The organism is Micromonospora sp. HM134 (assembly GCF_007833915.1).
In the GTDB taxonomy this organism is placed as follows: domain Bacteria; phylum Actinomycetota; class Actinomycetes; order Mycobacteriales; family Micromonosporaceae; genus Micromonospora; species Micromonospora wenchangensis.
Map to the genome: position 1 here is coordinate 3,381,642 of NZ_CP041061.1, position 24,060 is coordinate 3,405,701.

At 73.9% G+C, this 24,060-nt stretch carries 17 protein-coding genes; 6 read left to right on the plus strand and 11 right to left on the minus strand.

From position 1 onward, the window contains the following. Positions 1-532 precede the first annotated feature (532 nt). From FJK98_RS14555 to FJK98_RS14580, 6 genes are all read left to right on the plus strand, one after another. Positions 533-2,092: a glycoside hydrolase family 43 protein gene (locus FJK98_RS14555; protein ID WP_145919495.1), complete on the plus strand. Its 1,560-nt coding sequence runs from the start codon at positions 533-535 to the stop codon at positions 2,090-2,092. Positions 2,093-2,165: 73 nt separating this feature from the next. Continuing rightward, positions 2,166-3,206 carry a LacI family DNA-binding transcriptional regulator gene (locus tag FJK98_RS14560; protein WP_145919496.1) on the plus strand — a complete coding sequence of 347 codons (1,041 nt, stop codon included), beginning with the start codon at positions 2,166-2,168 and terminating at the stop codon, positions 3,204-3,206. 149 nt (positions 3,207-3,355) lie between these two features. Next, entirely contained in the window at positions 3,356-3,784 is a 429-nt protein-coding gene (locus tag FJK98_RS14565) for a Fur family transcriptional regulator (RefSeq protein WP_088647464.1), read from the plus strand. Between the two features lie 23 nt (positions 3,785-3,807). After that, positions 3,808-6,084 (plus strand): catalase/peroxidase HPI, encoded by a 2,277-nt coding sequence (katG, locus tag FJK98_RS14570; RefSeq protein WP_145919497.1) that lies wholly within the window; start codon positions 3,808-3,810, stop codon positions 6,082-6,084. A gap of 171 nt (positions 6,085-6,255) precedes the next feature. Further along, a complete protein-coding gene (locus FJK98_RS14575; RefSeq protein WP_145919498.1) occupies positions 6,256-6,876 on the plus strand; it encodes a TetR family transcriptional regulator in 621 nt (206 codons plus the stop codon). Positions 6,877-7,031: 155 nt separating this feature from the next. Continuing rightward, positions 7,032-8,591, plus strand: a complete 1,560-nt coding sequence (locus FJK98_RS14580; RefSeq protein WP_145919499.1) for an FAD-dependent monooxygenase — start codon at positions 7,032-7,034, stop codon at positions 8,589-8,591. Positions 8,592-8,655: 64 nt separating this feature from the next. Here the strand turns inward: FJK98_RS14580 and FJK98_RS14585 are convergent, their stop codons facing one another. From FJK98_RS14585 to FJK98_RS14635, 11 genes are all read right to left on the minus strand, one after another. Beyond that, positions 8,656-9,960: a sulfate adenylyltransferase subunit 1 gene (locus tag FJK98_RS14585; RefSeq protein WP_205789453.1), complete on the minus strand. Its 1,305-nt coding sequence runs from the start codon at positions 9,958-9,960 to the stop codon at positions 8,656-8,658. After that, positions 9,960-10,874 carry a sulfate adenylyltransferase subunit CysD gene (cysD, locus tag FJK98_RS14590; protein WP_145919500.1) on the minus strand — a complete coding sequence of 305 codons (915 nt, stop codon included), beginning with the start codon at positions 10,872-10,874 and terminating at the stop codon, positions 9,960-9,962. The genes FJK98_RS14585 and cysD overlap by 1 nt, the downstream gene beginning before the upstream one ends. Continuing rightward, the gene (locus tag FJK98_RS14595; protein WP_145919501.1) at positions 10,871-11,734 is read right to left on the minus strand and encodes an inositol monophosphatase family protein; all 864 of its coding nucleotides are present in this window, start codon (positions 11,732-11,734) and stop codon (positions 10,871-10,873) included. The genes cysD and FJK98_RS14595 overlap by 4 nt, the downstream gene beginning before the upstream one ends. Positions 11,735-11,782: 48 nt before the next feature. Then, positions 11,783-12,610, minus strand: a complete 828-nt coding sequence (locus tag FJK98_RS14600) for an ABC transporter permease (protein ID WP_240762851.1) — start codon at positions 12,608-12,610, stop codon at positions 11,783-11,785. Next, entirely contained in the window at positions 12,607-13,764 is a 1,158-nt protein-coding gene (locus FJK98_RS14605) for an ABC transporter ATP-binding protein (RefSeq protein ID WP_145919502.1), read from the minus strand. Before FJK98_RS14605 ends, FJK98_RS14600 begins: the two co-directional genes overlap by 4 nt. 54 nt (positions 13,765-13,818) lie before the next feature. Then, entirely contained in the window at positions 13,819-14,880 is a 1,062-nt protein-coding gene (locus tag FJK98_RS14610; RefSeq protein ID WP_145919503.1) for a PHB depolymerase family esterase, read from the minus strand. Between the two features lie 151 nt (positions 14,881-15,031). Beyond that, positions 15,032-16,861, minus strand: a complete 1,830-nt coding sequence (locus tag FJK98_RS14615) for a hypothetical protein (protein ID WP_240762974.1) — start codon at positions 16,859-16,861, stop codon at positions 15,032-15,034. 88 nt (positions 16,862-16,949) lie between these two features. Next, positions 16,950-17,912, minus strand: coding sequence for a sulfotransferase domain-containing protein (locus FJK98_RS14620; protein ID WP_145919504.1), 963 nt, complete (start codon positions 17,910-17,912; stop codon positions 16,950-16,952). A 26-nt stretch (positions 17,913-17,938) separates the two neighbouring features. Beyond that, positions 17,939-18,763: an alpha/beta fold hydrolase gene (locus FJK98_RS14625; protein ID WP_240762976.1), complete on the minus strand. Its 825-nt coding sequence runs from the start codon at positions 18,761-18,763 to the stop codon at positions 17,939-17,941. Positions 18,764-18,765: 2 nt separating this feature from the next. Next, on the minus strand, positions 18,766-19,074 hold the full coding sequence (locus FJK98_RS14630; RefSeq protein WP_145919506.1) for an acyl carrier protein: 309 nt from the start codon (positions 19,072-19,074) through the stop codon (positions 18,766-18,768). Between the two features lie 59 nt (positions 19,075-19,133). Then, a complete protein-coding gene (locus FJK98_RS14635; RefSeq protein WP_145919507.1) occupies positions 19,134-24,032 on the minus strand; it encodes a type I polyketide synthase in 4,899 nt (1,632 codons plus the stop codon). Between the last annotated feature and the right edge of the window lie 28 nt (positions 24,033-24,060).

Genomic DNA, 24,060 nt, shown 5'->3' on the forward strand with positions numbered 1-24,060 from the left:
CCGCCACCCGGCCCGGACCGGTGTGCCGATCGGCCCGCAGCGCAAACGCATAGCTGTTAGCGCTAACAGGCGCGGCCCCTCGCGCCCTGACGTCGGCATCCATGACTGCCGTGACGGCGCGTCGAGCTCCCGGCGGCGCACCATCTCGCCACATATGGACTCTCGTGGATTCCTCGGGTCCCGTCAAGATATGACGGCCATGTTGCGCGAATGTTCCTGGCCCGGTCCGGTGGCCCGCGTCGTCGTCCGTCGACCGCGTCGGGCGGTGGCCGGCCGGCGTCCGGAATGGTCCGGCGGGCCGCCACCCGGGTCGGGCGTGCGGGTGGGATGCCAGCTCAGGGCCGGTTCCGGCGGTACGTGGCCGACGGGGCGGGACGTCCGCGCGGCACCGGGCGGCGGGGCCGGCCTTGAATCGGCGGGCGGCCTTCCGTAGCATCCGGGTTTGCGAAATGTTATCGCAAACATTTCCGGGGCGTGGCAACCCGCCCCGGCGTCGTCCACCGTGCCCATGCCACCGAGGAGGTGACGCGCGGTGTCCACCGGAGCGTCCTACCGCAACCCGGTCGTCCCCGGATTCCACCCCGACCCGAGCGTCTGCCGGGTCGGCGCGGACTACTACCTGGTCTGCTCCAGCTTCGAGTACTTCCCGGGCGTACCCCTGCTGCACAGCCGCGACCTGGTCACCTGGCGGCAGATCGGCAACATCCTGGACCGGCCCGGCCAACTGGCGCTGCCCGCCGACACCGAGGCGTCCCGGGGCATCTTCGCGCCCACCCTGCGCCACCACGACGGCCGGTTCTGGCTGATCACCACCAACGTCAGCCTGGGCCGGCACCTCATCGTCACCGCGCCGGAACCCACCGGCCCCTGGTCCGACCCGGTCTACCTCGACCTGCCGCACGTCGACCCCTCGCTGGCCTGGGACGACGACGGCACCTGCTGGCTGACCACCTCCGGCGTGGACGCCTACCGGATCGACCCGGACGCGGGGGAGGTGCTGGAGGGCCCGCTTCCGCTGTGGTCGGGCACCGGCGGCCAGTACCCCGAGGCCCCGCACCTCTACCGGATCGACGGCTGGTGGTACCTACTGCTCTCCGAGGGCGGCACGCACACCGGCCACGCCGTCTCGGTCGCCCGCTCACGCAGCCCGCGTGGCCCGTTCACCCCCGCCCCGGCCAACCCGATCCTCACCCACCGGGGCACCGACCTTCCGGTGCAGGCCACCGGGCACGGCGACCTGGTCCAGGCGCTCGACGGCAGCTGGTGGCTGATCCTGCTCGGCATCCGGGCCCGGGGCCAGTGGCCGCCCTACCACGTCCTCGGCCGGGAGACCTTCCTCGCCCCGGTACGCTGGGTCGACGGCTGGCCGGTCGTCGACCCGGTCCGGGAGGTCACCCCCGCGCCCCCCGGCAGTGCCCCGGCCGGTGCCGCCCCCGCCGGCCCGGACGCCTTCCACGACGACTTCGACGCGGCCGTCCTCGCGCCCGAGTGGATCTCGCCCCGCAGCCGCCCGGACGACTCCTGGTCGCTGACCGCCCGGCCGGGCTGGCTCACCCTGCACGCCGTGGGCGCGACCCTCGACCTCGCCGGTGCGACGATCGTGGCGCTGCGGCAGCGGTACCACGACAGCCGGACCAGCGTCCGGGTCGACCCGGGCACCGGCACCGCCGGGCTCACCGTCCGCATCGACGAGGCGCACCACTACGACCTGGAGGTCGGGGCCGGCACCGTCCGGGTGATCGGCCGGGCCGGGCCGTTCCGGCAGGTCTTCGCCACCCACGCCGTACCGGACGGCCCGCTGGTACTGACGATCGCCACCCGCACCCACGACCTCTACCCGCCGACCGTGACCTCCGCCGCCGACCTGGCGGCCCCGTCCGCGCCCCGGGGGGTACGCGCGGCCGGCTGCGACATGGTCACCTTCGAGGTGGCGGGCCCGGCCGGCCCCGTCGTGCTGGCCGAACTCGACGGGCGCTACCTGTCCACCGAGGTCGCCGCCGGGTTCACCGGCCGGGTCGTCGGCATGTACGTCACCGGGGGCAGCGCGGCGTTCGACTGGTTCACCCACCGCCCGGCGGCGGCACCGCACTGACCGGGAGCCGGTGCGGCCGGGGCCCGTCGCCGGTGCTCCGGACGGGGACGCCGGGGCACGTAGACTTCCCTGCGTGATCGAGGAAGGTCGACGTCGCCGTTCCCGTAAGCCCCGGCGCGGCGACCTGCCCCTCGCCACGATCGCCGAACTCGCCGGGGTGTCCCCGCCGACGGTCTCCAAGGTGCTCAACGGCCGTCGGGGGGTGGGTGAGCAGACCCGGCAGCGGGTCGAGGCGCTGCTGCGCGACCACGGCTACCGCCGTCGGCCGCCGGGCAGCGTGACGCCCTGCATCGAGGTGGTCTTCCACCAGATGCTCTCCTCGATCGCCATGCCGATCCTGCGCGGGGTCCAGGAGGTCGCCGGCCCCCGGGACCACACGGTCGGCTTCACCGACGTGCAGTACCGCCTGCGGGCCGGGCAACCCTGGGTGCAGGCGCTGCTGCTGCGCCAGCCGGCCGCCGTGATCACGGTTTTCTCCCTGGTCACGGCCGAGGACGGGGCGAGCTTCGCCGCCGCCGGCATACCGCTGGTCGCCGTCGACCCGGTGGGCAACCTGTTCCCCGTCCCCGCCGTCGGGTCGGGCAACTGGAGCGGGGCGCTGTCGGCCACCCGCCATCTCGTCGACCTCGGCCACCGGCGGATCGGGGTGCTCACCGGCCCGGTCCGGGACCTGTCGGCGCGGGCCCGCCGCGACGGCTTCCGGGCCGCGCTGGACTACGCGGGCGTGCCGTTCGACGAGCGCCTCGAACGCAGCGGCGTGTTCACCTTCGAGGACGGCCTGCGCCTCGGCGTCGAGCTGCTCGCCGGGCCCGCGCCGCCCACCGCCGTGGTCTGCGGCAACGACCTTCAGGCGTTGGGGGTCTACGCGGCGGCCCGGGAGGCCGGCCTGCGGATTCCCGACGACCTCAGCGTCGTCGGCTTCGACGACGTCGACGAGGCGGCCTGGCTGGCGCCGCCGCTGACCACCGTGCGGCAGCCGTTCGCGGAGATCGGGGCGACCGCCGCACGTCTGGCGCTGGCCCTGGCCGACGGCCAGCCGCTGGTCCAGGACCGGTACGAACTCGGCACCTCGCTGGTGGTGCGGGGCAGCACCGCGCCACCCCGCCGCCGCTGAGCCCGCCCCTCCGTTTCCCACCCGGGCCGTTCCCGGCCGCCTCGTCCGGTCGCATCGGGTGAGTGATGCGTCACCCAGGGGAGTGAGGTGTGCCGCCACGCCGGGCCTAAACTTGATTTGCTCCAGAACAGCGGACTATGGTTCGGGGCATGACGGCCGACCTCGAGGCACAGTTACGGGCGGCCTCGCTGCGCGTGACCCGGCCCCGACTGGCCGTGCTCGCCGCGCTGCGGGACCACCCGCACGTCGACACCGACACGGTGATCGCGCTGGTCCGGGCCGACCTGCCCACGGTCTCCCACCAGGCGGTCTACGACGTGCTACGGGCGCTCACCGAGGCCGGCCTGGTGCGCCGCATCCAGCCGGGCCGGTCCACCGCGCGCTACGAGGCACGGGTGGGGGACAACCACCACCACGTCGTCTGCCGCTCCTGCGGCGTGATCGCCGACGTCGACTGCGCCGTCGGTCACGTGCCGTGTCTCACCGCCTCCGACGACCACGGGTTCGTGGTCGACGAGGCGGAGGTCGTCTACTGGGGCACCTGCCCCGACTGTGCGACCGACCGCACCTCCCAGTGATCCACCAGTTCGGAAGGAAGTACATGAGCGACACCCAGGACAACGCCCCCGTCAGCGCTCAGGGCGTGGACCAGAAGGCGGCGGCCGGCTGCCCGGTCGCGCACGACTCGGTGACCGCGCAGGGTAGCGAGAGCGAGAACCCGGCGATCGATTCCCCGAAGCCGAAGACCGGCGGGCGTCCGCGTACCAACCGGGACTGGTGGCCCAACCAGCTCGACCTGTCGGTCCTGCACGCCCACTCGGCCAAGGGCAACCCGCTGGGGGAGGACTTCAGCTACGCCGCGCAGTTCGCCAAGCTCGACGTCGAGGCGCTCAAGCGGGACATCACCGAGGTGCTCACCACCTCGCAGGACTGGTGGCCGGCCGACTTCGGCCACTACGGCGGCCTGATGATCCGGATGAGCTGGCACGCCGCCGGCACGTACCGGATCGAGGACGGCCGGGGCGGCGCCGGTGACGGCGGGCAGCGGTTCGCGCCGCTGAACAGCTGGCCGGACAACGCCAACCTGGACAAGGCCCGCCGGCTGCTCTGGCCGGTCAAGCAGAAGTACGGCCAGCAGGTCTCCTGGGCCGACCTGCTGGTGCTCGCCGGCAACGTCGCCCTGGAGTCGATGGGCTTCAAGACCTTCGGTTTCGGCTTCGGCCGGCAGGACGTCTGGGAGCCCGAGGAGATCTTCTGGGGCCCGGAGGACACCTGGCTCGGTGACGAGCGCTACGCCTCCGAGAAGGAGATGGCGGCCGGGGTCGGGGCGACCGAGATGGGCCTCATCTACGTCAACCCGGAGGGCCCGCGCGGCAACGCGGACCCGGCCGCGGCGGCGCACTTCATCCGGGAGACCTTCCGCCGGATGGCGATGAACGACGAGGAGACCGTCGCGCTCATCGCCGGTGGCCACACCTTCGGCAAGACCCACGGCGCGGGCATCGCCGACGACCACGTCGGCCCCGAGCCCGAGGGCGCCCCGCTGGAGGCGCAGGGCCTGGGCTGGCTGAGCACCCACGGCAGCGGCAAGGGCGGTGACACGATCACCAGCGGTCTGGAGGTGACCTGGACCGACCGGCCCACCCAGTGGAGCAACCGCTTCTTCGAGATCCTCTTCGGCTACGAGTGGGAGCTGACCACCAGCCCCGGCGGCGCGAAGCAGTGGGTCGCCAAGGACGCCGAGGCGATCATCCCGGACGCCCACGACCCGGCCAAGAAGCACAAGCCGACGATGCTCACCACCGACCTGTCGCTGCGCGTCGACCCGGCGTACGAGAAGATCTCGCGGCGCTTCCTGGAGCACCCCGACGAGTTCGCCCTGGCGTTCGCCAAGGCCTGGTACAAGCTGCTGCACCGCGACATGGGCCCGGTCAGCCGCTTCCTCGGGCCGTGGGTCGCCGAGCCGCAGCTGTGGCAGGACCCGCTGCCGGCCGTCGACCACGAGCTGGTGTCCGACGCCGACGTCGCCGCCCTCAAGGCGAAGGTGCTCGACTCGGGCCTGACCACCGCCCAGTTGGTCAGCACCGCCTGGGCCTCCGCCGCGAGCTTCCGGCACACCGACAAGCGCGGCGGCGCCAACGGCGCGCGGATCCGGCTCGAACCGCAGCGCAGCTGGGAGGTCAACCAGCCCGAGCAGCTCGCGACGGTGCTGGCGACCCTGGAGGGGATCCAGCGCGAGTTCAACGCCGCCGGTGGGGCGAAGATCTCCCTCGCGGACCTGATCGTGCTGGCCGGCTCGGCCGCCGTCGAGCAGGCCGCCCGCGCGGCGGGCGTCGAGGTGACCGTGCCGTTCCGGCCGGGCCGCACCGACGCCAGCCAGGAGCAGACCGACGTCGAGTCGTTCGCCGTGCTGGAGCCGCGCGCCGACGGGTTCCGCAACTACCTGCGTCCGGGTGAGAAGACCCAGCCGGAGGTGCTGCTCGTCGACCGGGCGTACATGCTCAACCTGACCGCGCCGGAGATGACCGTCCTCGTCGGCGGCCTGCGGGCCCTCGGCAACAACGTCGGCGGTGCGGCGCACGGGGTGCTGACCGACCGGCCCGGCGTGCTCAGCAACGACTTCTTCGCCAACCTGCTGTCCCCGGGCACCCGGTGGAAGGCGTCGGAGTCCGACGAGCACGTCTACGAGATCCGGGACCTGGCCACCGACGAGGTGAAGTGGACCGCCACCGCGGTCGACCTCGTCTTCGGGTCCAACTCCCAGCTGCGCGCCCTCGCCGAGGTCTACGCCAGCCAGGACGCGGGCACCAAGTTCGTGACCGATTTCGTGGCCGCCTGGACGAAGGTCATGGAACTGGACCGGTTCGACCTCTCCTGATCCGACCCCGCAGTGCGGGCCCCGGCCGATCGGCCGGGGCCCGCCCGGTTTCGGGACGGGTGGACCCGGCCTCGGGGTGGTACCCCGCCGGAGCGGGCGATGCGGCAGCAGAAGCGAAAAGTGCGTGGCACGTAATATTGCGTGCCACGCACTTTCGGTTATGCTGGGTGGGTGAGCGGGCTACGGGAACGTAAGAAGGCCGAGACGCGGGCGGCGCTGAGCTGGGCGGCCATCCGGCTGACCGTCGCCCGGGGCTTCGACAACGTCCTGGTGGAGGACATCGCCCAGGCCGTGGGCGTGTCCCCGCGTACGTTCAACAACTACTTCTCCAGCAAGGCCGAGGCGATCGCCTTCCGGCACCTCGACCGCAGCCGGCGGGTGGCCGAGGAACTGCGCCGACGGCCGGCCGACGAACCCCTCTGGGCGGCGCTGATCGAGGCGACGCTGACCCGCTTCGCCCCCGGCCCCGAGGTCACCGAGTCGCCACCGCGCCCGCACGCCGAATGGGTCGAGGGGCTCGCCGTGATGCTGGCCGAGCCGGCGTTGCAGGGCGAGATGCTGCGCGCGGGCGCGATCGCCGAGGCCGACCTGGCCGCAGCCGTCGCCGAACGCACCGGCACCGACCCCGACCGCGACCTCTATCCCCACCTCGTGGCGGCCAGCGTGAACGCCGCCGTGAACGCCGCGATCCGGCACTACCTGCGCGCCGATCCGCCGGTGGCGATGGAACACCTGCTCCCCGACGCGCTGACCCGGCTCGCCGCCGGCCTGCCGCCCCCCACCCCCCGCTGACCCGACCCACCGCACCCACGCCCCGCCGACCGATCCCGCCGAACCGCGGAAGCTCGATCCACCGCGCCCACCCACGCCCCGTCGGGGTGCCCGGTCCTGCCCGTGCTCCGCCGTGCCCCGGCGGCGGTCCACCATGCCCTCGAAAGGAGCCCGTGATGATCGACGTCCTCATCGTCGGCGCCGGCCCCAACGGCCTGCTGCTCGCCGCCGAACTGGCCCTGGCCGGCGTCCGGCCCGTCGTCTGCGAACGGCTGTCCGCCCCCACCACCGAGCAGCGTGCCAACGGGCTGGTCGGTCAGGTGGTCCGGCTGCTCGACCGGCGTGGCCTGCACCACCGCCTCGTCGACGATCCGGCACCGCCGCAGCCCGCGCCCGGGTTCGTCTTCGGCGCGCTGCCGCTGGACCTGCGGGCGGTGCCGGACAACCCGCTGTACCTGCTCCAGGTCCCGCAGGCCCACCTGGAGCGGGTGCTCGCCGAGCGGGTCGCCGAACTGGGCGTGCCGGTCCGACGGGGACACGAGGTGACCGGCCTGACCCCCGGCGCGGACGACGTCCAGGTGACGTTCGCCGACGGCACCACCCTGCGCTGCCGCTACCTGGTCGGCGCGGACGGCGGGCACAGCGTCGTACGCCGGCTGGCCGGGATCGGCTTCCCCGGCGTGTCCACCGACCGCACCGTCTCCCGCACCGCACAGGTCAGCCTGCCCCCGGAGCTGATCGACGCGGCGACCGGCGGCCTCGCGATCCCCGGGTACGGCACCGTCGCGCCGTTCCGGCACACCCGTACCGAGCGGGGGCTGATCGCGTGGGCCCCCTTCACCGGACGTCCGGCGGGCCTCAGCACGACCGAGTGGCCCGACGCGAGGCAGGTCGACGGGCCACCCACCCTCGCCGAGATGCGGGCCAGTGTCGCCCGGGTGCTCGGGGTCGACGTGCCGATCGGCCCGCCGGCCGGCCCCGGGCCGCACCTGCTGCGTCGCCTGGTGGGGGGCAACACCCGGCTCGCCGAGCGGTACCGCGCCGGGCGGGTGCTGCTGCTCGGCGACGCCGCCCACGTCCACTCCGCGATCGGCGGGCCCGGACTCAACCTCGGCCTCCAGGACGCGGTGAACCTCGGCTGGAAGCTGGCCGCCCAGGTGCACGGCCGGGCCCCGGACGGGCTGCTGGACTCGTACGAGGCGGAACGCCGACCGGTCGCGCAGCGGGTCACCATGTCCACCCAGGCCCAGTCGGCGCTGATCGCCCCCGGCAGCGAGGTCACCGCGCTGCGGGAGCTCCTCGGCGAGCTGCTCGACCGGCCGGAGAACGCGGCCCACGTCGCCGCCCTGCTGGCCGGCGCGGACGTCCGCTACCCGACGGGCGCTGCGGACGGGCCGCTGGTCGGACGCTTCGCACCCGACCTGGTGTGGCACACCGGCACCGGCCCGGTCCGGCTGGCCGAGCTGACCCGGACCGCCCGCCCGCTGCTGCTCGACCCCACCGGCGTCCACGCCGGGGCGGCCGGGCCGTGGCGGGACCGGGTCGACGTGCTCAACGGACGGTTCACGTCGGGCGGCGCGACGGCCGACGCGCCCGGCGACGCCATGCCGACCGCGCTGCTGCTGCGCCCGGACTGCTACGTGGCCTGGCAGTCCCCGCCGGACGGGCCGGACGCCGACGGGTTGACCGCCGCGCTCGCCCGCTGGTTCGACCCGCCGAGCGCCGACCGGGCGTGACGTACGAAGGGTTCGGCCGGCCCGGCGGGGGAGGATGCCGGGCCGGCCGACGCGGAGCGCGGGGTCAGTCCCGCTGGATGACCATCCCCGCGCCCACGGTGCGGTTGGTGGTCTCGTCGATGATGACGAAACCGCCCGTGGTGCGGTTGCGGTGGTAGTCGTCCACCAGCAGCGGCACGGTGGTGCGCAGCCTGATCCGGCCGATCTCGTTGAGCGCCAGCGCGGTGCTGGTCTCGTCCCGGTGCAGGGTGTTGATGTCGAGCCGGTAGTGCAACTCGCGGACGATGGCGCGCGCCGACCGGGTGGTGTGCTTGACGACGTACCGGCCGCCGATCTCCAGCGGGCGGGTCTCGTCCATCCAGCAGACCATCGCCTCGATGTCCTGGGCGACGGTCGGGGCGTTGTTCGGGCGGCAGATCATGTCGCCCCGGGAGACGTCGATCTCGTCGTCGAGGCGGACGGTGACCGACATCGGGGGGAACGCCTCGTCGACCGGGCCGTCGGCGGTGTCGATGGCGGCGATCCGGCTGGTGAACCCGGAGGGCAGGACCATCACCTCGTCGCCGGGCTTGAGCACGCCGGAGGCGACCTGCCCGGCGTAGCCCCGGTAGTCGGTGACCGTGGTGGACTGGGGGCGGATCACGTACTGCACCGGGAACCGCACGTCGACCAGGTTGCGGTCCGAGGCGATGTGCACGTGTTCCAGGTGGTGCAGCAGCGACGGCCCCTCGTACCACGGCATGTTCTCCGACCGGGCGGCGATGTTGTCGCCCTGGAGCGCCGACACCGGGATCACCGCGAGGTCGGGGACGTCGAGCTTGGCCGCGAAGGAGGTGAACTCGTCGGCGATCCGTTCGAAGACCTCCTGGGAGAAGTCGACCAGGTCCATCTTGTTGACGCAGAGCACCAGGTGCGGCACCCGCAGCAGCGAACACAGGAACGCGTGCCGCCGGGACTGCTCCACCAGGCCCTTGCGGGCGTCCACCAGGACCAGGGTGAGGTCGGCGGTGGACGCGCCGGTGACCATGTTGCGGGTGTACTGGGTGTGCCCGGGGGTGTCGGCGATGATGAACTTGCGCCGGGGGGTGGCGAAGTAGCGGTACGCCACGTCGATGGTGATGCCCTGCTCCCGCTCGGCCCGCAGACCGTCGGTGAGCAACGCCAGGTTGGTGTACTCGTCACCCCGGGCCGCGCTGACCGCCTCCACCGCCGCCAACTGGTCGGTGAACAACGACTTCGTGTCGTACAGCAACCGACCGATCAGGGTCGACTTCCCGTCGTCCACGCTGCCCGCCGTGGCGAACCGCAGCAGGTCCATCGGTCGGGCCTCGGCGGGGGAACCGGCCGGTGCCAGCATCTCGGTGCTCATCAGAAGTAGCCCTCCCGCTTGCGGTCCTCCATGGCGGCCTCGCTGACCCGGTCGTCGCCCCGGGTCGCCCCCCGCTCGGTGATCCGCGTCGCGGCGACCTCGTCGATCACCTTCTCCACCGTGTCCGCGTCGGAGCGGACGGCGGCGGTGCACGACGCGTCGCCGACGGTGCGGTACCGCACCCGGGCGGTGAAGGGTTCCTCGCCCGCGCGGGGGGTGAAGAACTCGTTGACGGCGTAGAGCATGCCGTCGCGTTCGACCACCTCACGGTCGTGCGCGTAGTAGATCGACGGCAACGGCACCCGCTCCCGGGCGATGTAGTGCCAGATGTCCAACTCGGTCCAGTTCGACAACGGGAACACCCGGATCGACTCACCCGGATGATGCCGACCGTTGTACAACGACCACAACTCCGGCCGCTGGTTCTTCGGATCCCACTGCCCGAACTCGTCCCGGAACGAGAACACCCGCTCCTTCGCCCGCGCCTTCTCCTCGTCCCGCCGCGCCCCACCGAACAACGCGTCGAACCGGTGCTTCTCCACCGCGTCCAACAACACCGGCGTCTGGATCCGGTTCCGCATCCCGTCACCCGACTCACGGACCAGGCCCCGGGTCAGCGCCTCCGGCACGCTCGCCACGATCAGGTGCAGGTTCAGCTCGGTGACCCGGCGGTCGCGGTAGTCGAGCACCTCCGGGAAGTTGTGCCCGGTGTCCACGTGCATCACCGGGAACGGGATGCCGGCCGGGGCGAACGCCTTCTGCGCCAGCCGCAGCATCACGATCGAGTCCTTGCCACCGGAGAAGAGCAGCACCGGCCGCTCCATCTCGGCGACCACCTCACGCATCACGAAGATGCTCTCCGCCTCCAACTCGTCGAGCTGGGAGACCTGGTACGCAGCCGATCCGCTGCTCATCGCGGGTCCTTTCCGGGGTGGGGGACGGGGGAACCGGAGGTGACCGCCGTGCCGGCCAGCTGCCGCCGCAGCGCGGCGAGCAGCGGCACGGCCAGCTCGCCGCGACAGACCAGCAGGTCCGGCAGCCGGGGGTCGGCCTCGTTGTAGGTCAGCGCGGAACCGTCGATGCGGGAGGCGTGGAACCCGGCGGCGGTGGCCACCGCAACCGGCGCGGCGGAGTCCCACTCGTACTGGCCGCCCGCGTGGACGTAGCCGTCCACGTCACCGGTCACCACCGCCGCGATCTTCGCCCCCGCCGAACCCATCGGCACCAGTTCCGCGCCGACCTCCTCGGCCAGCGCGGCCAGGAAGGCGGGGGGACGGCTGCGGCTGGCCGCCAGCCGGATCACCCCGCCGGGCGGGGCCGGGGCGGCCGGCGCGGTGGGGTCGTCGGTGGTCAGCACCCGGCTCTGCGCCGGCAGCCCGACCGCACCGGCGACCAGCCCGTGCGGGGTCGCCGCATCGCGGGCCCAGAGCGCCACGTGCACCGCCCAGTCGGCGCGCCCCTGCTCGGAGAACTCCCGGGTGCCGTCGAGCGGGTCGACGATCCACACCCGGTCGGCGGTCCGCCGGGACACGCCCTCGCCGGTATCCACCAGCCGGGAGCCGTCGTCCTCCTCGGAGAGCACCGCGTCGGCCGGCCGGCACCGGGCCAGCTCGGCCCGGAGGAAGTCGTGGGCGGCCCGGTCACCGGCGGCCTTCAGCGCGGCGGGATCGGCGTGACCGTGGTCGGCGCGTACCCGCAGCAGCAGTTCACCGGCGTGGGCGGCGAGCCGGCGGGCGAGCGCCACGTCGGATTCGGCGATGGTGGGGTCAACCATGGCAACTCCTCGACCTGTCGGGTACGCGGGCGGTGCGGGTGCGGGTGGTCACTGGATCGCCCGCCGCGTGAAGCAGCGGACACTGACCCAGGTCAGGACGACGGCCACCCCGGTCAGCACGGTCAGGCACACCCACGCCGGCAGGTGCGGCACGCCGGGCAGCAACGCCCCGCGCACCCCCTCCGAGACGTACGTCATCGGGTTGAGCGCGGTGACCACCTGGTACCAGGGCACCGACGACAGCCGGGGCCACGGGTAGTGGATGCAGCCGGTCCAGATGATCGGGGTGAGGATCACCGAGAAGGTCACGTTGATCCGCTGCACCGGCAGGGTGGTGGCCAGGCTCATCCCGATCGCCCCGCCGATCCACGCCCCGAGCAGCGCCACCACGAACGCCAGCGGCAGCCCCGCCGGCCGCCACGGCGCGGAACCGACCATCAGCGCGCCGAGCGGATAGATCAGCACGGCCGCGAGCAGCCCCCGGATGGTGGCGATCACCAGCTTGCCGATCGCGACGTACCCGGTGGGCAGCGGCGCCATCAACCGGTCCTCGATCTCCATGGTGAAGCCGAACTCCTTCACCAGCGGCAGGGCCACGCTCTGCAACGCGGTGGTGAGGGCGGCCAGCGCGATGATGCCGGGCAGGAACACGTCGGCGAAACCCCGCCCGACGAGGCCCTGGCTGCCCAGCACGGTGTCGAAGACGAACAGCATGAACAGCGGCGTCAGCCCGACCTGGACCAGGATGACCCAGAGTTCCCGGCCGGTGACCATCAGGTCGCGGCGCAGCACCGCGGCGAACACCCGCCCGGTCCCGGGCCGGGAGGGTGGCGTGGCCGTCGGGCGCAGCGGGGTCGGGGTGTCGAGAGCGGTCACCTCGGTTGCCTTCCGGTGAGTTCGATGAAGACGTCCTCCAGGCTGGGTTCGCCGACGTCGACGGCGTTGACCGCCGCCGACCGGGCGGCGAGCACGGTCACCGCCGGGCCGAGCAGCGTCGCGGGATCGCCGGCCAGGTGCAGGCGGATGCGCAGCCGGCCGCGACCGCCGTTGCCGGCCGCGCCGCCGCCGCGCCCGAGCAGACCCGCGCCGGCCAGGGCGGCCAGCCGGCCGGCACCGGGCCGTCCACCGCCACCGGCGGCGAGCGCGGCCAGCATCCCGACCCCGGCCAGCCCGGCCCCACCGCCGGCCGGCCGCCCACCGGCCGGCACGGTCGGCGTCGCCACCCGCTCCGCCTTGCGTACGCCGGGCAGCTCGCCCAGGGCGGCGCAGAGCGCGTCCGGGTCGTCCCCGCCGGCCGGGGTGACCGTGAGGTCGAGCAGCGCGTCCCCGGCGAGGCCCCGGACCAGGGCGGTCGGGGTGTCCAGGGTGAGCAGCCGGCCGTGGTCGACGATGCCGACCCGGTCGACCACCCGGGCCGCCTCGTTCATCGCGTGGGTGGTCAGCACGATCGCCACCCCCCGCTCCCGCAGTTGCCGCAGCTGCCCCCAGATCAGCAGCCGGGTCTGCGGGTCGAGGGCGTTGGTCGGCTCGTCGAGGAAGAGCACCGCCGGCTCGTGGGTCAGCGCCCGGGCGATCATCAACCGCTGCGCCATGCCCCCCGAGTACGCCTCGATCCGCCGGTCGGCCCGCTCGGTGAGGCCGAACCGGTCCAGCAGTTCCGCCGCGCGGGCCTGCGCCTCCCGTCGCCGTACCCCGTGGTAGGTGGCGTGGTAGACGAGGTTCTGCCGGGGGGTGAGCGCCCGGTCCAGGTTGTTGTGCTGGGGCACCACGGCCAGGTGGGCGCGGGCGGCGGCCGGGTCCCGGCCCACGTCGACCCCGCAGACCACGGCCCGGCCGCCGGTGGCCCGCAGCCGGGTGGTCAGGATGCCGACGGTGGTGGACTTGCCGGCCCCGTTCGGCCCGAACAGCCCGAAGATCTCGCCCGGCGCGACGGTGAACGACAGCCCGTCGACCGCGTTGGTGTCGGTGCGGGGGTAGCGCTTGACGAGGTCGTCGACCTCGACCACGGCCGGCCCGTCTCTGCTGGGCATCTCAACTCCTGTCCTGAGGGGGTGCGGGTGCCGACGGGGCCGGCGGCGGTGCCGTCAGCCGCCGGAGGGCTGGGGGTGCGCGGCGAAGAACCGCCAGATGGTGTCGGTGGCGTTCAGTGCGGTGGAGGGGGGATCGAGGTCGAGCAGCTTCTCCGCCCGGGGCGGGTTGGGTCGGCCGCCGGGCCACTGGTGTCCCGCGCCGGCGACGGTGATCAGCTCGACGGCGCGGCCCTGGGGGCAGGTCGCGGCGGACCGGGTGACCGGCCCGTCGGTGGTCACCTTCGGCGCGCCGCAGGAGTCGACGCTGCGCCACCGGGCGGCCAGTTCGGGGGTGGGCGGGCCGTCGATCTTCACCGGGTTGCGGCCGGTGCCGCCGTTGTCCCGCCGGCCGGGCCCGCCGCCGTACGGCATGGTCTGGTCCTGCTGGCCGTGGATGTGCAGCACCGACACCGGTTTCGGGTCGGCGCACCGCCCGGTGAGGGTGCTCGCCACCGCCCCGATCGCGGCGAAGATCGTGGTGTCGCAGACCAGCTTGTACGCCAGCAGCCCGCCGTTGGAGATCCCGGTGACGTACCGGCGGGACGGGTCGACGGGCAGTTCCCGGCCGACGGTGGCGACCAGTTCGGTGATGAACGCGACGTCGTCGACGCCGTCGCGGGCGGGCGCCCCGCAGCACTGTGGACCGATGGCCCAGGCCCGGTTCAGCCCGTCCGGGAAGAGCACCAGGAACCCGTCCCGGTCGGCCTGGCCGGTCCAGCCGTACGCCTGCTCGGCCTGCTCGCCGGTGCCGGCCGCGCCGTGCAGCATCACCACCAGCGGGACCGGCCCGCTCAGGTCGGCCGAGGCCGGCCGGTAGAGCCGGTAGCCGCGTTCCCGCCCGTCCACGGTGAGGGTGTGCGTGGAGCTGCCGACGGGCACGTCCGACGCCGGCAGCGCCGTACCGGACGGTGCGCTGGCCGCCGGGCCGGTGGGGGAGTCGGCCTGCTCGCGGCGGGGACCGCACCCGGCCGGGGCGGTCAGGGCGAGCAGCAGCGCGAGCGTTCCCGCGAGGCGGGCCGTGGACCGGCCGGCGCGGTTCCGCCCGACTTCGGGGCGAAAAACGGTAAAAGGCATCATATCAATACTTTCGCCCGGGAATGTTCGAGCAACGTCAGGGACGCGCCAGGATTCGGCAAGGGGCACCCGGCGCCGCCCGCGCCGGGGCGGGGCCGGGGTGGGGCCGCCGGCCCGGCGACGACGCTGCCGCCGGGCCGACGTCCCCGTCGGCTCAGTAGCCCCGCAGCCGGATCAGCTCCCAACCACCCTCGGGGACGCTGTCGGTCGGGTCGGCCCGCAGGTTCATCGGGTTCGCCATGCCCAGGTAGAGGGTCGGGCCGTCGGCGACCATGTTGCGGATGCCGTAGTTCAGGTAGTTGCCCAGCCCGGTGTTGTTCACCGTCGTCGCCGCCTTCGTCGGTGACGGGAAGGCGTACAGGTCACCGCCGTAGACCGCCTCCGGCAGGGCGCTGGAACGCATCCCGGCCGCGTCCATCGGCGCGCGGGCCAGGTCGTCGGCCAGCGCCGGGGACAGACCCAGCTCGGCGGCGGTCTCCTTGCCCAGCTCCTTGGCCAGGTAGCTCCAGTCCATCGTGCCGACGTACAGCTTCCCGCCGGCCACCACCATCTTCCAGGTGTAGTTGTTGTACGGGTTGCCGAACCCGGCCGGGCCGAACTTCGGCGTCTGGTGCGTCGACTGCAACGCCCAGGCCCCGGCCCCACCGTTGGCCGCCGGGTCGTACGCAGGCAGCTCCGTCGAGCCGTACAACAGGTCGACCTTCTGGAAGTGGGTGCCGAAGTTGCGGCCCCGGTAGACGCTGATCGACCGCTGGGTGTTCTGGATGGTGGCCTGTGCCGCCGCCTCGTTCGCCGGCGGGTACGTCGCCATGTGCACCGTGGTCGCCTTCATCGGCACGTGCATCGTGCCCCAGTAGAGGAACCCGCCGTAGGAGGCCAGGCCGCCCAGGGCGTACGCGCGGGCCACCACCGGGTCCGGCTCGTAGGACGACACGTTCCACACCTGCTGCCAGCCGTCGGCGTCCTCCGGGTTCAACCCCGGCGCGCCCGACGCGAGCGGCGGGCTCATCCAGACCGCCGCGATGCTCGGCGGCGGAGCGGCGGCACCGGCGGTCGGGCCGGCCAGCTCGGCGTCCGAGCCCGGCCAGGTCGTCACGAACAGCCGCCCCTGGTGGACGGTGAGGTCGGCGGCCTGCGCCGGCAGGTTCGCCACCACCGTGAACGCGAACGGGTCGGACTTGCTGCCCGTCCAGCGCAGCACGTTGCCGCGCTCGCCGCCGTTCGCGCCGACGCCCACCCCGGCGTACAGGGCGTCACCGGCGACCGTGAAGTGCCGGATGTTGCCGTACATCGGGAAGTTGCGGGAGCCGAGGAACGCGCCGGTGTCGGTGTCGAACGCGAACAGGTTGACGCTGGTGCCCAGCGCCGGGCCGCCCAGCAGCGCCACCCCGTTGAAGTTGCCGGCCGCCCGGATGCCCGCGGTGGTCTGCAACCGGTTCGCGTCCTCGGTGGAGGCCGCCTTCACCAGGTCGGTCTTCTCGGTCAGCTTGTTGGCGCGGGTGTCGTAGGTGTAGAGGCGCGGCTGCCGGTGGTCACCGAGGATGGCCGGCAACTGCGGGTTGCGCTTGGCGACCTGGCTCTCGCCGTACTCGCAGACCCAGTCGTCGTTGACCGTCGGGGTGGTGTTGCGCAGGGCCCGTCCGCTGGTCAGGCAGTTGACGTTCGCTCCGGTGCCGAACCACAGCGTCTTGCCGGCCCGGGTCATCCCCCACAGGTACGCCTGGTTGACCTTGGCCTTGCCCTCGGCGCACGGCGGCCCGGCCGGGTACGGCAGCCCGATCCCGGCGAAACACTCGTCCGGCTGGGCCTTGGCGAGCAGTTGCGGGCTGCTCTGCTGCGCGCCGGCCGCGCTGGCCGCGCTGCCGGTGTCGGCGGCGTCGAGTGGCGCACCGAGCGCCGCCGAGGGTACCGCCAACACCGACCCGAGCCCGAGTACGGCGACGGCGGTCGACAACCGCCGTGCGGAGAACCGGAGTGGATTCACCAACAGTCTCTCTTTCGAAGGAAGGCGGACACCCGCCCCCGGGCCCGGCGGACCGGACCCGGGGCGGGCAGGGACACACAGGGGCCGCTCAGACGGCGGCCGGCAACTTCCGGGGGGCCGGGGCGACGACCCGCGAGGCCATCCGCTCGGCCCACCCGGACGGGTCGGGGAAGTCCAGGAACCGCCCGAGGCCGGTCAGCTCGGCCACCGGGTCGGCGACCAGGTCCTCGTAGGACATCCGCAGCAGGTGCTCCGGGGGCACGTCCCGCAGCGCCTGGTCGGCCTGGCTGCTCATGAAGGCGCACAACCCGAGGTAGCGGCGCAGGTCCTGACCCCGCTCGCGCAGCGCGTCGGCGGTCAGCCGGTCCGGCAGGTACGGCTGGAGGTCCTCCGGCACCGCCTGGTCCGCGCCGACCCGGAACGGGTCCAGCCCGCACCGGCCGAGGAACTCCACCCGCAGCTGGATGAGCTGGAACGACGAGTGCCGGCTCATCGACCGGGCGGTGTCCTCCCAGCTGCGGGTCAGGTAGACGACCTTGCAGTCCGGGAAGCCCCGCAGCAGGTACGGCGCCACGTGGCTGGAGCCGCCGGAGCGTTCCACCCACCGGGTCTTGCCGGTCAGCACGGCGAGCAGGTCCAGGAAGTCGTGGTGGTGCTGGGCCACCGTCTGGGTACGGAACTGCGGCACCCGCTCGGCGAGCTGGTCGAACAGCGCGTCCGGGTCGGCGGTCAGCTTGGACAGGGTGATCGCCAGGATGCGCGGCAGCTCGGTGAGCCGGTCGGCCCACCGGCCCGTGGCCGGGTAGCGGACCTCCTTCGGCGGCAGGCCGATCCGGAACAGGGTGGACAGCTCCGCCTTGGGGCTGGCCAGCACCGCCCAGTACCCGGCACCGGTGAGCACCTCGGCGCTGCGGGCCCACGGCGCCACCGACATGAAGAACTCCTGGGCCGACAGGGTGTCCGGCTCCTCGTGGATCAGGTCGGACAGCAGCGTGGAGCCGCACCGACCGTTGCTGATGATGATCGACCGGCCGGTGATCGGGGCGTCCATCGGAAGACCTCCTGGGTGTCGCGTCGTCATGCGGTGGTGGATTGGGCCACGTCGAGCGAGCAGTCCTCGGCGAGCCAGGCGAAGACCAGCCGGCGGACCTCCTCCGGCCGGTCGATCAGCACCGTGTGCCGCTGGTCGGGCAGCACCTCGACCCGGGTCTGCGGCAGCAGGGCGCGGACCGCCGGGGCCAGCTCCACCACCGCCGAGTCACCGCCGTAGAGGCAGAGCACCGGGCAGCCGATCGCGGCCAACGCCCCGGCGGGCGGCAGCGGGCTCGCCGGCAGCTCCTGCTCCAGCGTGGTGTCGGAGAGCATCCGGTGCGTCTCGGCGGCCCGTTGCGCGGCGACCCGGCCCCGCCGCACCCCGATCTCGGTGACCGCCCCGTCGCGGGGCAGCCGGGCGGCGACGCGGGCGAGCCGCTCGCGTACCCGCCGCATCCACTCCGGGACCGGCGGCGCCGACTCGACCGTCACGATGCCGGCCACCCGCTCCGGGTGCCGGGCGGCGTACCCGAAGGCGATGGTGCCGCCGAAGGAGTTGCCCAGCAGCAGCAGCGGGCCGGTGACGTCCAGGGCGGCCAGCAGCCCCGCCAGGTCGTCGACGAAGTCGTCCAGGGCGTACCCGGTGGCGGGACGTTCGCTGCGCCCGTGGCCGCGCAGGTCGTACAGGACGGTCGGGAAACCGGCCCGGGACAACGGCTCGGCCAGGGTGAAGTACCAGCTCGCCATGGTGTCCGACGCCATCCCGTGGATCAGCACGGCGGTCGGCGTCGGCCCGGTCCGGCCGTCGGCGGCCGGACCGGGGGGATCGAGCCGCTGCGTGTGCAGGGTGATCCCGTTCGCCCGGACCATGGTCACCGGCTGCCCGCCCCGACCTCGTCGGCCTGCGCCAACGACTCGGCGATGTGCGTGACGAGCTGCCCGACCTTCAGCTCCCGGACGGTCTCCAGGTCGAGCTTGGCGACGAAGTGGGCGAAGTTCACCGTGTCGCCGTACCGGGACTGGAGCCGGCCGGCGAGCGCGACCACGTCGATGCTCTCCATGCCCAGGTCCTCGGAGAACGTGGTGTCCATGGTGACCACCTGGTCGTCCGCGAAGTCGCCCAGCACGGCGTCGATCATCTCGGTGAGGTCGGCGAGGATGGTGTCCTGGGCCGAGGGCATGGGCGTTGCTCCTTCTGCTGATCGGATGGGTTGGGCGGTGCTGCGTGCCGGGTGCCGGCTCACGGCCGGGACACCCCGGGCGGGGTGGCGGGTGCCGGCTCCGGCCCCCAGGTCCAGGCGACGACGTACCGGCGGGGCGGCAGGTCCTCCGGGTTGGCGACGTCCCGGTGGCCGACCCGGTACGCCCGACCGCCGATCTCGACGGTCAGCCCCGAGTCGGTGGCCGAGTAGACCCGGAACCGGCGCGGCGAGCCGTCCAGCCCGGTGCCCTCGGCCTTGGCGACCGCCTCCTTGGCGGCCCAGAACCGGGTGAACCACAACCGGCGGGCCTCGACGTTCCCGCCGGCCAGCGAGGCCAGCAGGGTCAACTCGGCCGGGGTGAGGGCGAAGGTGAGGGTGCTCTCCGGATGGTCGGTGACCTCCGCGACGTCGATGCCCACCCCGGGGCCGCCCGCCGGCGCGTCGGACGCCCGCCGCCGGGCGATCGCCACCCCGATCTCCGCGCAGTGCGCCAGCGAGACGTCGCAGTCACCGAGTCCCCGACCGGGCCGTCCGCGTACCCACGGCCGGCCGTCCGGGTCGTTGCCGACGGTCAGCTCGATGGGGTAGATGTCGGTGTGGCCGTCCTCCCACAGCCGGGCCCGTACCGCGTCCTTGGCGGCGATCCGGCCCAGCATCCACTGCTTGCGGGTCCTGGCCGGCTGCCGCTCGTAGTCGGCGTAGGCGGCCCCGCCGAGGATGCCCCGGGCGGCCATGCCCCGGGTGACCAGGTCGGTCCAGCAGTCGAACGCCATCGTCCAGCCCTCGGGCTGCAACAGCGACATCGGATGCCGCTCGGGGAACCGCTCCGCGACCCGGGCCTGCGGGTGGCTGTCGAACCGGCGGTCCACCGCGCCCTCGATCTCCGACCACACCCGCCCCTGGTAGCTGAGCTGGGTGTCGGCGACGAGTTTCCCGTCGTCGATGGCGCGGACCCGGGCGACGCACTCGAACGCCCGGCCGGCCGGCGGCGGCGGCCCGTAGAACCGCACCTGACCGAGCCCCACCGGCAACGCGACCGTGCGGAACGGCTGGGTGGTGATCAGCCAGTTGCCGATGAGCTGGAGGGCGTTGTCCAGCAGCGCCCCCGGCGGCACCGGTGCGGTGACGATGCCGCGTACGTGCATGTCGCCGAGCGCGTGCACCTCGGTCACGCCCTGGAACTGCGGGCCGTGGAACATCAGCCGCTCCGCGTACATCTCGGCGGCGCCGAGGGTCGGCGGGCGTTCGGTGGCCGGGTCGTGGGTCCAGACCGGCGGCGGCGTCGGGTACGCCGTGCCGACCTCGATCGTCGCGCGGGCGTACCCGGCGAAGGCGACCGCGTACCGGTTCGGGCCGGCCGTGCGGACCACGATCTCCACGTCGGTGGCCGGTTCGGCGATCAGCCACCGGTTGAACTTCGCGTCGTGCACCGCCACCACCGGGACGCCGGGCACGAGCTGCTCCACCGCCTCCATCATGTGCGCGACCAGGGCGGTCGCCGGGACCACCGGCCACCGGTCCTCCGGGTCCGGCCAGTCGTCGGGCTGCACGAAGAAGCAGTGGTCCAGCAGGTACGGCATGGTGTCCAGGGAGATCCGCCGGGTGATCCGGCCGACCTCCGTACCGGCCGCGCCGCTCGGGCGGACCGCCGTGGGCGGCGTCGCCGCCGACGCGGCGGGGGCGGCCGACGCGGCGGGAGCGGCCGGTGTGACGGGGGCGGCCGGCGGCGCTGGCCGGGTCGGGGCCGCGGTGCCGTTGCCGGCGGTGGCCGTGCCCCGGGTGTTCTCCCGCAGCAGGGCGGCGAGTTCGGCCGCCGCGCTGGACCCGCCGGCGAGCCGGTGCAGCGCGTCCAGCGCGGCCCCCGGGTCACCGGCCGCAGCGGCGGCGGGCTGCCCGGCCGTCCGCGCGGCCGGTGCGGGCGTCGCGGCAGGTGGGGTGGCGACCGGCGGCGGTGCGGCCGGTGGGGTGGCCGCCGCCGGCACGGTGGGCGGTCGGGCGGCGGGCGGCGGCACGGTCGCCGCCCGGGTCACCGGGGGCGCTGCCCCGGCCGGCGTCGACCCGACCCGGCCGGCCCCGGCGACGACCGGCCGGGCGACGCCGTCGCCGGCACCCGGCGTCGCCGCCGACCCGTCGGACACGGTGACCCCGAGCAGGCCGGCGGCGTCCGCGCCGAGGCGGACCAGCGGCCCACCGAGGTCGAGCTTCAACCGGGGACCCCGCCGGCCGCCGGCCTTCGCGGTGCCGTCGGCACCACCCGTGGCCGGGGTACGACCGGTCGTGGCCACCGGCGCGGCGGTGCCCCGCGCGGACAGCGCGCCCAGGTCCGGTGCCGCCCCCTCCACCCACAGGGCGGTGGCGACCCGGCGCAACTGGTTCAACCCGCTGCGGTGCGCGGTGTTCACCGGCATCGCCAGGTGCTCGCGTCCGCGCAGGTTGTCCCCGATCAGCGAGGCGAGCTGCCCCGCACCGACCTGGAGGAACACCCGGAACCCGGCGGCGTACATGGCCTCGACGGTCTGCCGGAACCAGACCGGCTCCATCATGTGCCGGACGAAGATCCGGTTGACCTCCTCCTCGTCGGCCGGGAACGGCGCGTGCAGGGTCGCCGACCACACCGGCATCCGGGTCGGGTGCACCTCCCAGCGGCCCAGGGCGGCGCCGATCGAGGTGAGCCCGTCGGCGAAGGCGGGGGTGTGGAACGCCGACCGGAACGGCAGCTTCTGGCACAGGATGTTGCGGGTACGCAGCGCCTCGACGAGGCGGTCGACCTGCGGCTCCGGGCCGTTCACCACCGACTGCGCCGGGGCGTTGTCGTGCGACAGGACCACCCCCGGGTAGTCGCCGAGCAGCGGGGCGACCCGGTCCGCGCCGGCCCCGACGGCCGCGAAGACGTACCCGGAGACCTCCACCGAGTCGGCGTTGAACAGGTCGAGGAACTCGTCCATCGCGGCGGTGCTGATCTGGCCGCTGACCGCGGCGGCGGTCCACTCGCCGATGCTGTGCCCGGCGACCGCGTCGGGTCGTACCCCGATCCGGGTCAGCGCGGTGTCGAGCAGCTTGCCCACCTCGATCAGGCCGGCGCCGTGCCGGCCCAGGTCGGCGGCGGACCACTCGCGGTCCGGCAGGCCGAAGTGGGCTGCCAGGTCGGCGGTCCGGGGGGCGAACTCCGCCTCCAGGCCGGGGAAGACGAACGCGAGCCTGCCCGCCCCCGCGCCGAGCAGCGGTCGGGGACTGAACCAGATGTCCCGCCCGCCCCGCCACGCCTGCCCCCGGGCCACCGTCTTGCGGGCCACCGCGAGCAGCTTGTCGGTCGGGTTGACGATGCCCAACCGGGCCGTCCCCGGGGAGTCGCCGCCGGAGCGGGCGGCCAGCTCGACGCCGATCCGGCGTACCTCCTGGTCGTCGCGGTCCAGCAGCTCGGCGAGCCCGGCCGGGTCCGACGCGGCCAGCCAGAGCACCTGGTCCGGCTCGTCGACCACGGCCCGGCCGGCGGCCGGTGCGGTCAGCCCCACCACCGGCTCACCCACCGACACCGGGGCCTGCTCGATGATCAGGTGGGCGTTGATCCCACCGAACCCGAACGCGTTGACCCCGGCCCGGCGCGGGCCGTCGCTCTCCCACGGCCGGGCGGTGTCGATCGGCGCGAACCGGGTCGCCGCCATCTCCTTGCGCGGTGTCTCGCAGTGCAGCGTCGGCGGCAGCACCCCCCGGTGCACCGCGAGCGCCGCCTTGATCAGGCCGGCCACCCCGGCCGCCGGCATGGTGTGCCCGATCATCGACTTCACCGAGCCGATCACCGGACGCGGCCCACCGGTGTACGGGCCGAACACCTGCGCCACCGTGGTCAGCTCGGCGGCGTCCCCGGTCGGGGTGCCGGTGCCGTGCGCCTCCAGCAGCCCCAGCGCGTCCGGGGCGGTCGGGTCGAGCCCGGCGGACTCCCAGGCCCGCCGGATCGCCAGCACCTGACCGGAGACCGCCGGGTTGAACATGCTCGCCGACTTGCCGTCGCTGGACACCCCGCTGCCCCGGATCACCGCGTACACCCGGTCGCCGTCGCGCACCGCGTCGGCGTACCGCTTGAGCACCACCACGCCGGTGCCCTCGCCGATCAGCAGCCCGTCGGCGGCGGCGTCGAACGGACGGATCTCGCCCCGCCGCGACAGCGCCCGGAGCTGGTTGAACACCGACCAGAAGCTGATGTCGTGCACGTGGTGCACACCACCGGCGAGCACCGCGTCCAACCGGCCGTTGAGCAGCTCGGTGATGCCCTGGTCCACGGCGATCAGCGACGACGCGCAGGCCGCGTCGATGGTGTACGCCGGGCCGCGCAGGTCGAGCCGGTTGGCCACCCGGGAGGCGGCCAGGTTCGGCACCAGGCCGATCGTCCCCTCCGGCTGGTACGGCCCGAGCCGCTCGTCGAACTTCTTGCGCAGCAGCTCCAGCCGGGCCGGGTCGACGTCGGGGATCAGCTCCCGCAGGATGCTGACCACCTGGCTGGACATCCGCACCCGCTGGGCGTAGCGGGCCTGGGCGGGGCTGAGGATGCCGCCCCGGCCGAGGATGACGCCGATCCGGTCGCGCGCCGGGAGCCGGTCGCCGCCACCCGCGTCGTCGATCGCCGCGGCGGCCACCTCCAGCGTGATCAGCTGGTCCGGCTCGATGTCGCCCACCGAGGCGGGCATCACCCCGAACCGCAGCGGCTCGAAGGTGGCGAACTCGTCGACGAACCCGCCGCGCCGGCAGTACATCCGGTCGGCCCGGTGGGACTGCTCCGGGTCGTAGAACTCCTCGTCCCAGCGGTGCGTGGGGACGTCGGTGATCGCGTCGACCCCGCCGATCAGGTTGCGCCAGTAGCTCTCCAGGTCACCGGCGGAGGGCATCAGGGCGGCCATCCCCACGATCGCGATCTGGCCGGGCGCAGCGGCGCCGTTGTTCATCGGTTCCTCCGACGGGTGGGGCGGGTGG

What these genes read in the sequence shown, in the direction of transcription:
- FJK98_RS14565 (WP_088647464.1), top strand. Translation starts at nt 3,356, where the DNA reads ATGACGGCCGACCTCGAGGCACAGTTACGGGCGGCCTCGCTGCGCGTG.
- katG (WP_145919497.1), top strand. Translation starts at nt 3,808, where the DNA reads ATGAGCGACACCCAGGACAACGCCCCCGTCAGCGCTCAGGGCGTGGAC.
- FJK98_RS14580 (WP_145919499.1), top strand. Translation starts at nt 7,032, where the DNA reads ATGATCGACGTCCTCATCGTCGGCGCCGGCCCCAACGGCCTGCTGCTC.
- FJK98_RS14585 (WP_205789453.1), bottom strand. Translation starts at nt 9,960, where the DNA reads ATGAGCACCGAGATGCTGGCACCGGCCGGTTCCCCCGCCGAGGCCCGA.
- cysD (WP_145919500.1), bottom strand. Translation starts at nt 10,874, where the DNA reads ATGAGCAGCGGATCGGCTGCGTACCAGGTCTCCCAGCTCGACGAGTTG.
- FJK98_RS14595 (WP_145919501.1), bottom strand. Translation starts at nt 11,734, where the DNA reads ATGGTTGACCCCACCATCGCCGAATCCGACGTGGCGCTCGCCCGCCGG.
- FJK98_RS14605 (WP_145919502.1), bottom strand. Translation starts at nt 13,764, where the DNA reads ATGCCCAGCAGAGACGGGCCGGCCGTGGTCGAGGTCGACGACCTCGTC.
- FJK98_RS14610 (WP_145919503.1), bottom strand. Translation starts at nt 14,880, where the DNA reads ATGATGCCTTTTACCGTTTTTCGCCCCGAAGTCGGGCGGAACCGCGCC.
- FJK98_RS14620 (WP_145919504.1), bottom strand. Translation starts at nt 17,912, where the DNA reads ATGGACGCCCCGATCACCGGCCGGTCGATCATCATCAGCAACGGTCGG.
- FJK98_RS14625 (WP_240762976.1), bottom strand. Translation starts at nt 18,763, where the DNA reads ATGGTCCGGGCGAACGGGATCACCCTGCACACGCAGCGGCTCGATCCC.
- FJK98_RS14630 (WP_145919506.1), bottom strand. Translation starts at nt 19,074, where the DNA reads ATGCCCTCGGCCCAGGACACCATCCTCGCCGACCTCACCGAGATGATC.
- FJK98_RS14635 (WP_145919507.1), bottom strand. Translation starts at nt 24,032, where the DNA reads ATGAACAACGGCGCCGCTGCGCCCGGCCAGATCGCGATCGTGGGGATG.